Genomic DNA, 11,430 nt, shown 5'->3' with positions numbered 1-11,430 from the left:
CACATCGTCACGTTGACTGTCCCGGCAGCCGATTCTCCAGTGGACGGCGAGCTAACTAGAAGCCCGGTCGCGTGATGGGAGTGACGGCGGGGACCCGAGCCGAGGCCGTCAGCCGCTCAATCGTTCTCGAGACGAGTTCGCTGTGGGGGTCGCCTAAGAATCGCGCGCGGGTCTCATTACCGAGGTCTTTCAGACGTAGGCGCGCTGCGTTTGTGCTCCTCGAAGCGAACGCCGTGAGAAAGGGGACTGCTGCAGGTTTCGTTGACTCGTGCTTTTAGACGGCGTACCTGTCAGGGGTTAACCGAACCTGCAGCAGCCCGCGCCGCGACTTGTCTGTTCGGTCAGGAGGAGCGCGGCGCTCCAGGCGCGCAGGCTCCACTCGAGGGCTCGTACACGCAAGGACGAAATCCGAATGGATGCGCAAGCGCTTCGCGGTCCAGGGTCGCCCATTGCTCGTCGCCGCTCGTCTCCTCGGGGACCAGGGCAGGGTTGCTTACATCCATGATCTTCTCCTGTTCACGAGCTCCTTGCCGGCGGAAGAGGCGCCGACGCGACTGCAACCTACGTCCGCACCGCGGTCAGGTCAACAAACCGGCGTCAGGACCTGAACGACACGCACCCAGCACGACCGCGGCAGGAGACAGCTGCGGCGGGTCGTTCAAACGGATGCCGAAGATTAAGGAGACAGCCGGACGGGCGCAGCGTGGTGGAGACACCCCTGGTTTCCGACAGATGCAATGACGGACCTCGGGGACCCCCGGCCTCCTGTCGATCGGGATCCGGGGGTCCTCCGGACGACCCCGGCCCGGACGCGTACGGTCGAGAGCGGACTCGCCGGTGCACGGGGCGCACGGCGACAGCCGAGGGGGAACCACATGTCCATCACGTCCAGGACCGCCAAGGCGGGTGCGGCCGCCGTGCTCGCCGTCGTCGTGTCGTCCGGCTGCGCCGGAACCGGGAACGGGCCGGCGGGAGCCCAGCGGTCGGCGTCGCAGGCGCCGGCACCAGCTGCCTCGTCGTCGACACCGAGCGCTGAGGCATCGGGCCCCACCGACACGGCAGCGCCCACCGACCTGACGTTCGAGGACGGTGCCACGCTCTCCGCGAGCTCGCTGCCCGCGTTCAGCCTCGAGGTCTCCGCGCTCGACGGGTGGGAGCAGACGGGCGAGGACCCGACCGCGGGCTCGCGGGAGTACACGAACGCGGACGGCTCCGTCGCGACGATCACGCAGCAGCGGATCACCGACCTCGACCCGACGATCGGGGACCGGGCCGCGACGGAGCAGATGTTCACCGCAGCGGGGCTGCCTGCCGAGCAGCTTGAGGAGCAACTCCTGCCGACGATGACCGGTGGCACCGCACAGTTCCTGTCGATCGCCGGGCACGACTCCGACGGGTCGTGGTCGGCGACGGTGGCGCGCGCGTTCGCGAAGCCCGGCGCTGCGCTCATCGTGAAGGTGAGGACGTCGTCACAGGAGGCACTCCGCCCGGACCTGCACGACGTCCTCGTCGCCGCGCAGGTCGCGCTGACCTGACCGACGGCCCGTCGTCCGCCGTGTGGGACGGGGCCCGAGACGTGTCGGCCGCACGAGAGCGCGTGGCCCGCCCTCGTCCTGCGACCGGTCGTCGACCCCTGGTGCGGGAACCGGACGACGACGGACGCTGAAGCGACACGCTCGGTCCTCAGTGGACCGGAACGGGGTGGCGGAGACCCGTCAGACGTCCCAGCGTCCCGGGCTCCGGGACCCAGCCGAGCAGATCCGTCGTGCGGCTGAGGTCGTAGGTGCGCTCGAGACCGAGCTGACGGACCGCGTACGGCGAGATCCCGAGTCGGCCACGCATGACAGCGGCGACGTGTCGAGCGGTCCGCATCGGCACGTGGAGGACCGCCAGCGGTCCGCCGGCCACGGCTCGGAACGCGTCGCCGATCGGGACGGGGTCGCCGTCGGTGACGTTCAGCGCGTGCGTGCCGTCGACGTCGGCGCGGAGCGCTGCGATGACGGCCGCAGCGAGGTTGTCGACCCAGGTGAGCGCGTGGGGCGCCCGTCCACCCCGCGGGAGCGGGAGGACCCCGTGGCGAGAAGCACGGAGCACCTGCGGGAGCAACGTCCCGTCACCGGGACCGTAGACGGCGTGCGGCCGGAGGATGACCGCTGCGTCCCGACGGGCCGCCACGAGCTGCCGTTCGTTGGCGTACTTCGATTCCCCGTAGGTGCCGAACCAGCGGTACCGTCCGGTCGCTTCGCCGGGCTGCGCATCGACGGACGGGCGCGCGAGGTCGTACACGGACGACGAGCTGACGTGGACGACCCTGCCCGTCGTGAGGCCGAGCGCGGACTCCATGATCCGGAGGTTCCGGTCGAGCACAGCACGGTCGAACCCGTCCCGGACCTCCGCGGCACAGTGCACGAGCGGGACGTCACCGAGCCGCGGCACACCGGCGGGACCGGCGGTCAGGTCGACGTGGACGTGCTCGTCGGCGTCGCCCCGAGCGGGGCGCCGTCCGAGGTCGATGACGTGGTGCCCCTCCTGCTGCAGGGCCCGGATGACCCGGCCCCCCACGAACCCGCTCCCGCCGGTGACGGCGACGGCACTCGTCACGTCGCCCCCTCCGCGCGGATCACGAGTCGGCTGTACGAGGCCGCCATCGTGCGCTGCTTCCGCACCCGGGTCCGGATCCGGAGCGGCCCGGACGCGGCCGTGCGGGCGAGTGCCGCGGCGAACACCTCGGCCTCGAGCGTCGCCAGCGGCATCCCGATGCAGAAGTGCGCCCCCGCACCGAACCACAGCTGGCGCATCTCCTTCGGGACGGGGCGGAACGGGTCGAAGTCGCCGGCCCGGGCGCAGGCGAAGACGTTCGCGAGGACGATCCGCTCACCGGCACGGACCCGGACGCCGTCGATGCGGTGGTCCCGCAGCACGCTCCGGATCATCACCGGCGAGGGGACCGTCACGCGCATCGCTTCGGCGACGGCCGTCGGGACGTCCTCGGGGTGCTCGGTCAGGTGGTCGAGGTACCCGGACTCGATGACGAGGTTGGTGAAGCGGGGGACGAAGCTGACGATGGTCTCGGTGCCCGCGACGATCATCGCCGTGACGACCGAGACGGTGTCCTCCTCGCTGATGCCCTCGGCCCGCATGAGCGCCGGGACCGTCCCGGTGTCGGCGTCCCGGTACGCCCTGCGGGTGCTGCGGTTGAGGACGGCGAGCTTCTCGTGGATGACGGCGAGTTGCACACCCGAGAACTCCTTCGTCGTCAGGGTGACGAAGCCGAGGATCTCGCGAGCCCGTGCGAGCTGCGCGGCGGCGTCGTCCTCCGGGTACCCGGTCAAGCGACAGATGATGAGCGCGGCCGCGCGTTCGATGACGGTCACGACGTCGACGTCCTCGCCTCGGCTCACCGCGTCCTCGAACCGGTCCATCTCCGGGGTGAGCACCTCGTCGACGATGCTGCGGAGGAACCGCTGCGAGAACAGGGGAGTGAGCTTCCGGCGCAGGTGCGCGTGCTCCTCCCCGTCCATGTTGAGCAGGCCCCTCGGACCGATGATGGGCGTCCAGAGCCGGTCCGAGCCTCCCGGCCCGACCTTCGAGTAGGTGACGGGGTCGAGGAGGATCTGTCGCATCCGCGCCGCGTCGCTGACGACGACCCCGAGACCGGGGACCCGCACGACCCGGCCGAGCCGGGTGATCCCGCGGAGCGCCAGGTACCCGGCGCGGTGGGCGTGCAGGACGACGCGGCGGTCCTCCCGGGTGGCGCGGCGAGCGGCGCGGGCGTCGATGCCGGTCACGGTCGGACGTCCACCGTGCTCGTGGACCGCGGGCGGTACCGGTGGCCGGCATACCAGGCGAGCGACCGGACGATGCCCCACACGGCGATCCTGCGGACGGACATCGTGACGACCATCTCGCGGTGCAGGCCGTACCGGTCCGTCACCCGCCGGACGGCGTTGGTGAGGTCACGGTCCTCGTGCGTGTCCTCGATGGCGGTCCGCGGGAACCCGCCGACGCGCTCGTACAGCTCGCTGGTGATGGCGAGGTTGTTCCCGGCGACCATCACGTAGGGGCCCTGGTACTGCCTGCCCCGGTTCTCCGGCAGGAGGCGCCCACACCAGATCGCGACCTCGTTGACGACGCACAGGAACCGGTAGCGGAGCGGCCCGACCGGGAAGTCGTCGCGCCGTGGCAGCGTCAGGCCGCCGAAGAACAGGTGGTCCGTCTCGGCGAACAGGCGCTTGACGGTGGCGGTCCAGTCCGGGGCCGGGAGGCAGTCCGCATCCGTCCGGACGAGGTGCGTGCACCCGGCGGCGATCGCGGCGCGGGCGGCGGTGTCCGATGCGGCACCGGTGCCCTTCTGCCGCTCGACGACGACCTGCCAGGACAGGGCGTGCCGACGGACGTGGTCGGCGACGATCCGCTCCGTGCCGTCGGTCGACCCGTTGTCGCAGACGACGACGGTGAAGTCCGGGTCGACCTGGTCGCGGAGCGCGTCGAGCAGACCGGGCACGAGGCGCGCCTCGTTCCAGGCGGGGACGATGACACCGAGACGGATGCCGGCGCTCGTCTCGGGTGTGTCGGACGGGACGGTACGGGACATGGTCGCTCTCCGGACTGACGGAACTCGTGCGCGTGGTCCCGTCGAGGCGGGGTCGTGCACGAACGGGTCGTCAGGCGACGGAAGACATCCCTGCGGCACCGGAGGTCCCGGGGTGCGCTGCCCTCGAGATGCCCTCGGCGGTCGACCGTGCTGCGTCCATGTCGGCGACCGCGCGGTCCCCGACGGCCCGGTCCGGACGTCCCAGGTGCCCGAGGACACGACGTCGGCGGCGGTCCTGCAGCTCGAGGACGACGAGTGCGGACACGACGAGCACGGCCACGGCGGTGAGTGTCAGGACGACGATCACGGTGTTCCCCCCTTCCCGGACGATGTCCGGTAGGGACAACCTAGCGGCCCGGAGACCGCTGCTGGGAACGGTCCCATGGGAGCGTGTCGGCTCGTCCCGGGAGATGCCGTCCCGGGGGACTGCCGGTCAGGCACCGTCCCGCGCGACGGTCGACGGCCCGGGGACGGCGACCTGCACGGCGCTGATCCGCCCCGCGCGTGTCTGCGCGGTGGTGGCCGGGTCGTAGCTGTCCGCGGTGGCGAGGTACAGCGTCCGGCCGTCGGGTCCGCCGAGTGCGCAGTCGATCGCGCAGAGGCCGGGTGCGTCGATGCGGTCCGTGACCTCGCCGCCCTCGACGACGCGCAGGAACTCGCCCGTGTCGACCGAGCAGACCCAGATCGCCCCCTCGCTGTCCACCGTGCTCCCGTCCGGCGTGACCCCGTCCGGCAACGCCGCCCACTCGCGCCGACCCGTCAGGCTGCCGTCCGGCTCGATGTCGAACGCGGTCAGACGGCCACCCCAGGTCTCGCTGACCACCAGGGTCCGCGTCCCGGGCAACACGTTCGCACTGTTCGGGAACACCAGTCCGTCCGCAGCGAGCCGGGAGGAGCCGTCCGGGTCGATCACGTACAGCGGGCCGGGACGCAGCTCCTCGCCGCCGTACAGGTCGTACCCGAACGCGCCGATGTACGTGCGGCCGCTCTCCGGGTCGACGACCAGGTCGTTCAGGAGCGACGGCTCGGTGGCGGACAGGTCCGCGAAGACGCTCGTCGTCCCCGCGGCGTCCACCGCCACGACCGTGCGGGACTCCATCGCGCTGACGACGAGCCGTCCGTCGGGCAACCACCCGAGCCCGGACGACTGGCCGTCCACGGTGGTCTCCAGACGCGGCCCGTCCTCCGTGCCGGGGTCGATCGAGAAGACCTCGCCCGTGTGCATGTCGGAGTACCAGAGCCGACCGCGGTACCAGCGGTTCCCCTCGGGGAAGCGGATACCGGTGACGACGTCGGTCGCGGACTGCAGGGTGGTGTGCACACCGCCAGCCTGCCACCCGGCCCGGCGTCGGCGCACGGGGAGGACGTGTGCCGGACGACCGGGCTCAGGGCCCGATCGGCTTCTGGGTGAGCGTGAAGGCGATGCCGCTGAGGTCGATGGACTGCCCCTTGCCCGTCGTGACGTCCGACGACAGCCCGATCGTGAAGGTGACGTCGAGGACCGAGGTACCGTCCGTCGATGTCACGGTCCACGAGGTGCGGCCCGCGGGCGCGAGGCTCGAGCTGGTGGAGGCGAGCGACAGGGACTGCGTCGACGCGGCGATGAGTTCCGCGTCGCCCGTGATGCTCTGCGGCACCCAGGTCAGGTCCGCCGTCAGGTCGTCGCCGGTCGCCGTCACGTCCAGCGTCTGGTGGAACTGGTACGTGTTGCCGGGGACCATCCGCACCGTCGTGATGTCGACCACGTCCGACCGACCGTTCGTGATGTCCGTCCACACGCCGTCCGGGTTCGCGGACAGCGCGAGCGTGCCGGAGGAGACCGTCGCCGGACGGGTGGAGGCCTCGGCGTTCCAGAGCGCGAAGGTGCCCGCGCCGCCGAGGAGGAGGGCGAGGCCGCTGGCGCTGGCGACGACACCGGTGACGATCTTGTGCATGGGGGCCCGTTCGGGTCGGGTCGGTGGATGCCCCGACCGTACCGGTCCCCAGAAGTGCGGACACGGGACACCGTCCGCTTCGTGCGGCCCCAGATCGAGGGGCACGCGCACCGCTGGTCAGACGGGTGCCGGCAGTTCCAGGCCCGTCAGCTCCCGCATCACCGAGTTGAGGTGCCACTGGTCGCGGAACAGTCCGTACCGGTCGCGGTCGGTGGTGACGATCTCGAGGTCGCGACGCTTCTCGAGGATCGCGAAGTCCGCGTCCGTGACGGTGCGCACCATGGTCCACGGCAACGGCTCGACCCGGACGGCGGTGCCGAACTCCGCCATCAGGCGGGAGGTGAGGACCTCCAGCTGCAGCGACCCGACGACGCCGACCATCGGCGCCTGCGCGGTCCGACGCTCGGAGTGCAGCAGCTGGACGACGCCTTCTCCGGCGAGCTGCTGCATGCCCTTCCGGAACTTCTTCGCCGTGCTCGGGTCGGTGGGGGCGACGGTGGCGAACATCTCCGGAGCGAAGCGGGGGAGCGGTTCGAACTCGACGGCCTCCTCGCTGAACAGCGTGTCGCCGGGGTGCAGCATCGTCGCGTTGACGAGGCCGACGACGTCGCCGGGCCAGGCCACGTCGACGGTGTCACGCTCACGCCCGAACACGCTCAGCGCGTGCTTGGTGTTGAAACGCCGACCGGACTGGGCGTGCGTCAGCATCATGCCCCGGTCGAAGCGGCCGGAGCAGATGCGCACGAAGGCGACCTGGTCGTGGTGCGCGGGGTCCATGTTGGCCTGCACCTTGAAGACCTGCGCGGCGAAGGGCTCGGTCACCGGGCGGGCGGCGCCGTCCTGGGTGCGGCGGGGCAGGGCGGCGGGAGCGGCGTCGCGGAGGAAGCGCAGCAGGTCGACGGTGCCGACGTGCTTGGTGGCGACGCCGAAGAAGACCGGCATGCTCATCCGGTCGTGGAAGTCGCCCTCGTCGGGCAGGCCGCGGACCTCACGGGTGAGTTCGACCTCCTCCAGGGCGGTCTGCCAGGCGGCGCCGAGCAGCTCGGCCGCTGCTCCGGCCGGGTGTCCGGTCGCGACGGGCAGGTGTCCGCCACCGGTCGACTCGAACGTCGTGAGGGTTCCCGTCGCGGTGTCGACGAGACCGCGCAGGTCACCGGCCTCACCGACCGGCCAGGTGACCGGGGTGGGGGTGCGGCCGGTGCGCTCCTCGAGTTCGTCGAGCAGGTCGAGCGCCTCGCGCCCGGGCCGGTCCCACTTGTTGACGACCGCGATGACGGGGATGTCACGGGTGCGGCACACCTCGAACAGCCGGATCGTCTGGGCCTCCATGCCCTTGGCGGCGTCGATGAGCATCACGGCGCAGTCGACGGCGGCGAGGGCCCGGTAGGTGTCCTCGGAGAAGTCCGCGTGCCCCGGCGTGTCCACGACGTTGATGAGCGTCCCACCGGCGTCGAGCTGGACGACCGCGGAGCTGATGGAGATGCCGCGGCTCCGCTCGATCTCCATCCAGTCGGAGACCGTCGCACGACGGGTCGCCTTCCCCTTGACCGCGCCGGCTTCGTCGATGGCGTCGGCCGCGAGGGTGAGCGACTCGGTCAGCGTCGACTTGCCCGCGTCCGGGTGCGCGATGACGGCGACGGTCCGACGGCGTCCCGCCTCACGCTCGATGACGCCGAAGGCGGCGGCGTCCGTCGGCGACGGCCCGGTCACGCTGCGCCTCGTCCGAGGCGCTCGGGGGCGGCGGCACCTGGGCGTTCCGACATCTGCACCCCACGACGATACCGACTGTCGCGCTCGGTCGACGAACCCGACGGGGCGTGCGGACCAGCCCGCGCTCGACGCGGCAGGCGTGGCTCGTGTCGGCCCGGTCCGGCGTCGGCGGGAGGGCGACGGACGCCAGGCCCGGCGCAGGTCGTGCTCACGGTACGGCGCACGTCGCACCCACGGCCCGCCATCCCGGACACGGACGGGCCCGTCCACCACAGGTCCGTCGAGGAGCAAGCCGCCCGCTGGTCAGTCCGCGCGCTCGATGTGGACGTCGAGGTCCCCGCGCCGCGCGGCGACGATCGCCGGATGGTCGAACGTGCCGATCCGGATGATCCCGGCGTGCTCGCCGACGTCACCGTGGTACAGGACGAGGTCGTCGTACGGTGCGTAGTAGCCGATGTCGCCGGGCGCGGGGTCCGCGGTCGCCGGAGCACCCTCCGTGGAGAGCGGCGGGTCCATCCGCCCGGTCTTCTCGGCGTCGTCGTGGTCGCCGAACCGCACGGTGAGCGGCAGACGCGACGCCAGGTCCCTGGCGGTGGCGGAGTCGCCGAGACGCCCGTCGACGGTGGCGCCGCCGACCACCAGACGGATGGCGGTGCCGCCCGTCTCCGGTCCGGTCCCGCCGGTCGATGCCGATGCCGATGCCGGTGCCGATGCTGATGCCGGTGCCCTGCCGCCTGGCCGCTCGGACGCCGTCGGGTCCGGCGTGGCGCTGTCGGAGGCCGCGTGGTCGTCGGTCCGGGTCGTCCCCGAGGCGCCAGGCTCGCCGTTGCTGCACCCGGTGACCAGGGTGACGAGGGCCACGGCGAACACGGCGAGCACGGACGGTGTGACGGCGCGGGAGCGACGGAGCGGGAAGAACACGGTCCCGACGCTACGGGCCGTCCCGTGTGTCATGGGTGCTCCGTCGGGGAACCCCTGTCGACGCGCGCCGGCCGTAGCGTTGTCGCGTGCCGAACGAGAACGAGGTCCGGGACTTCCTCATGTCCCGTCGTGCCCGCATCACCCCCGAGTCCGTCGGTCTGCCCGGTGGTCCCGGTCGCCGGGTCGCCGGGCTGCGTCGCGGCGAGGTGGCCGTGCTGGCCGGGGTGAGCACCGAGTACTACGCGCGGATCGAGCGGGGGAACCTCGCCGGGGTCACGGACAGTGTGCTCGACGCCATCGCGAGCACGCTGCGGTTCGACGACTCCGAACGGTCGCACCTGTTCGACCTCGCCCGGTCCGCCAACGCCTCACCGGTGCGCCGCGCCCGTCCGACGGCAGCGGGGACCCTCCGGCCCGGGCTGCGATCCGCCCTCGAGGCGATGACCGACGGCGTGGCCTTCGTGCAGAACGCGCGGCTCGACGTCGTCGCGATGAACACGCTCGGACGCGCGCTGTACAGCGACGTGCTCGACACCGGCGGTGACCGCCCGAACTTCGCCCGCTTCGCCTTCCTGCACCAGGACCTGTCCCGCCGCCTCTACCCGGACTGGGAGGGCGCGGCCGACACCGCCGTGGCGATGCTCCGGACGTCTGCCGGACGGCACCCCGACGACCGCGCGCTCCGCGAGCTCGTCGGGGAGCTCGCGACGCTGAGCCCGGAGTTCCGCCGGAAGTGGGCAGCCCACGAGGTCCGGCTCCACACGCACGGGGTCAAGGTCTTCCACCACCACGCGGTCGGCGACCTCCGGCTGTCCTTCGAGAACCTCACGCCCGGCCTCGACGACGAGCACAGCCTGCTCCTGTACTCGGCCGAACCGGGCAGCGACGACGCCGCTTCGCTGCGGCTCCTCGCGAGCTGGGCCGCGACGCGCGAGGCGGTGCGGCGAGACGTGCCCTGACAGGGCGTCCTCCCACGCCCGGACCCCCCGTACGGTCGACCTGCCCATCGACAGCACAGGACGGATCACGATGACGACCACCGCGCGCACACCGACCACGACCGGGAGCGTCCCCGCCACCATCCCGTGGAGCGCGCTCGTCACCCTGGCTGCGATCGGCTTCGTGGTGCTGTCCGCCGAGACGATGCCGGCCGGCCTCCTGCCGCTGATGGCTCGTGACCTCGACACGGGTGAGGGCGTCATCGGTCAGTTCATCAGCGTCTGGGCGCTCGGCACCGTCGTCGTGACCGTGCCCGCCATCACCCTCACGCGCGGGATGCGTCGGAAGCCGCTGCTGCTCACCACCCTGACGTGCCTGGTCATCGCCAACGCCGTCACGGCGGCCTCGTCGGACGTCGTCCTCTCGCTGGTCTCCCGCTTCGGCGGAGGCGCGGCGACCGGGGTCCTGTGGGGCATGCTGGCCGCGTACGGGCGTCGGATCAGCCCGCCCTCACGAGGCGGCCTCGCCCTCGCGGTCGTGTCGACCGGCGCCCCGGTCGGGTTCGCACTCGGCACCCCGCTCGGTGCCTGGCTCGGCGGGGTCGCCGACTGGCGGTGGTCCTTCGTCGGCCTGTCGGTGCTGGGACTCGTCCTGCTCCTCCTGGCGGTGCTCCTCGTGCCGGACGTCGCCGGGCAGCCGGCGGGCGAGCGCCTCCCGCTGCAGCGGGTGTTCCTGCTCCGCGGGGTGCCGGTCGTGCTCGTCGTCATCTTCGTCTGGATGCTCGGCCACAACACGATCTACACGTACATCGCGCCGTTCCTCCGTGACACCGGCACCGGTCTCACCGCCGACCTCGTGCTCCTGGTGTACGGAGTCTGCTCGATCGGCGGGGTCCTGCTCACCGCCGCGCTCATCGATCGTCACCCGCGCGGCCTGCTCTGGGCGAGTCTCGGCGGCTTCGTCCTCGCCGCGGTGCTGCTGGTGGTCGGACACGCCACACCAGCGGTGGTCCTCGGGGCGGCCGTGCTGTGGGGGCTGACCTTCGGCGGAGCGGCGCCACAGCTGCAGAGCGCGCTGACGATCGCCGGGGGAGCGGAGTCGGACCTCGCCAACGCGTTCCTGCCCGTCGCCTTCAACCTGGCGATCGCGGCGGCCGGTCTGGTCGGCGCGTTGCTCATCGGCGTCTCCGGTGGGCTGGTCCTCGCGGTGTCGATGGCCGTGCTCGGGGTCGTCGCATTGCTCGTGACGGTCGCCGGGCGGGCCACCTTCGCCGCCCGGGGCTGAGGAGCCGCGGCACCGCGTCGACCGCCGACGCCACGCACCTCGCCGTCC

Annotated in this window: 11 protein-coding genes; 3 read left to right on the top strand and 8 right to left on the bottom strand. The window is 72.0% G+C overall.

The window, feature by feature from the left end:
- Positions 1-875: 875 nt before the first annotated feature.
- Complete coding sequence (locus DEI83_RS02150; protein ID WP_111080169.1) at positions 876-1,535, top strand: hypothetical protein; 660 nt, start codon at positions 876-878, stop codon at positions 1,533-1,535.
- 148 nt (positions 1,536-1,683) lie between these two features.
- Here DEI83_RS02150 and DEI83_RS02145 read toward each other — a convergent pair whose 3' ends face one another.
- The 8 genes from DEI83_RS02145 to DEI83_RS02110 form a co-directional block, all read right to left on the bottom strand.
- Positions 1,684-2,601: an NAD(P)-dependent oxidoreductase gene (locus tag DEI83_RS02145; RefSeq protein ID WP_181431034.1), complete on the bottom strand. Its 918-nt coding sequence runs from the start codon at positions 2,599-2,601 to the stop codon at positions 1,684-1,686.
- Positions 2,598-3,788, bottom strand: coding sequence for a cytochrome P450 (locus DEI83_RS02140; protein ID WP_111080167.1), 1,191 nt, complete (start codon positions 3,786-3,788; stop codon positions 2,598-2,600). The genes DEI83_RS02145 and DEI83_RS02140 overlap by 4 nt, the downstream gene beginning before the upstream one ends.
- Positions 3,785-4,594, bottom strand: coding sequence for a glycosyltransferase family A protein (locus tag DEI83_RS02135; RefSeq protein ID WP_111080166.1), 810 nt, complete (start codon positions 4,592-4,594; stop codon positions 3,785-3,787). Before DEI83_RS02135 ends, DEI83_RS02140 begins: the two co-directional genes overlap by 4 nt.
- 70 nt (positions 4,595-4,664) lie before the next feature.
- A complete protein-coding gene (locus tag DEI83_RS02130; RefSeq protein WP_110911277.1) occupies positions 4,665-4,901 on the bottom strand; it encodes a hypothetical protein in 237 nt (78 codons plus the stop codon).
- A 126-nt stretch (positions 4,902-5,027) separates the two neighbouring features.
- Positions 5,028-5,915 (bottom strand): SMP-30/gluconolactonase/LRE family protein, encoded by an 888-nt coding sequence (locus DEI83_RS02125; protein WP_181431033.1) that lies wholly within the window; start codon positions 5,913-5,915, stop codon positions 5,028-5,030.
- 64 nt (positions 5,916-5,979) lie between these two features.
- Positions 5,980-6,528: an alternate-type signal peptide domain-containing protein gene (locus DEI83_RS02120; protein ID WP_111080164.1), complete on the bottom strand. Its 549-nt coding sequence runs from the start codon at positions 6,526-6,528 to the stop codon at positions 5,980-5,982.
- 117 nt (positions 6,529-6,645) lie between these two features.
- Positions 6,646-8,238: a peptide chain release factor 3 gene (locus tag DEI83_RS02115; protein ID WP_258371017.1), complete on the bottom strand. Its 1,593-nt coding sequence runs from the start codon at positions 8,236-8,238 to the stop codon at positions 6,646-6,648.
- A 303-nt stretch (positions 8,239-8,541) separates the two neighbouring features.
- Positions 8,542-9,159 carry a cyclophilin-like fold protein gene (locus DEI83_RS02110; RefSeq protein WP_146243211.1) on the bottom strand — a complete coding sequence of 206 codons (618 nt, stop codon included), beginning with the start codon at positions 9,157-9,159 and terminating at the stop codon, positions 8,542-8,544.
- Between the two features lie 86 nt (positions 9,160-9,245).
- Between DEI83_RS02110 and DEI83_RS02105 the strand changes: the two genes are divergently transcribed.
- Complete coding sequence (locus DEI83_RS02105; protein WP_111080162.1) at positions 9,246-10,118, top strand: helix-turn-helix transcriptional regulator; 873 nt, start codon at positions 9,246-9,248, stop codon at positions 10,116-10,118.
- 70 nt (positions 10,119-10,188) lie between these two features.
- A complete protein-coding gene (locus DEI83_RS02100; RefSeq protein ID WP_111080161.1) occupies positions 10,189-11,382 on the top strand; it encodes an MFS transporter in 1,194 nt (397 codons plus the stop codon).
- Positions 11,383-11,430: the final 48 nt, after the last annotated feature.

Source organism: Curtobacterium sp. MCBD17_021, from assembly GCF_003234525.1.
Classification (GTDB): Bacteria; Actinomycetota; Actinomycetes; order Actinomycetales; family Microbacteriaceae; genus Curtobacterium.
This window is presented reverse-complemented; position numbering and strand designations above follow the sequence as displayed.

Bases quoted from the DNA above. Each gene is read 5' to 3' on its own strand.
- DEI83_RS02120 (WP_111080164.1), bottom strand. From the start codon at position 6,528: ATGCACAAGATCGTCACCGGTGTCGTCGCCAGCGCCAGCGGCCTCGCC.
- DEI83_RS02100 (WP_111080161.1), top strand. From the start codon at position 10,189: ATGACGACCACCGCGCGCACACCGACCACGACCGGGAGCGTCCCCGCC.
- DEI83_RS02135 (WP_111080166.1), bottom strand. From the start codon at position 4,594: ATGTCCCGTACCGTCCCGTCCGACACACCCGAGACGAGCGCCGGCATC.
- DEI83_RS02150 (WP_111080169.1), top strand. From the start codon at position 876: ATGTCCATCACGTCCAGGACCGCCAAGGCGGGTGCGGCCGCCGTGCTC.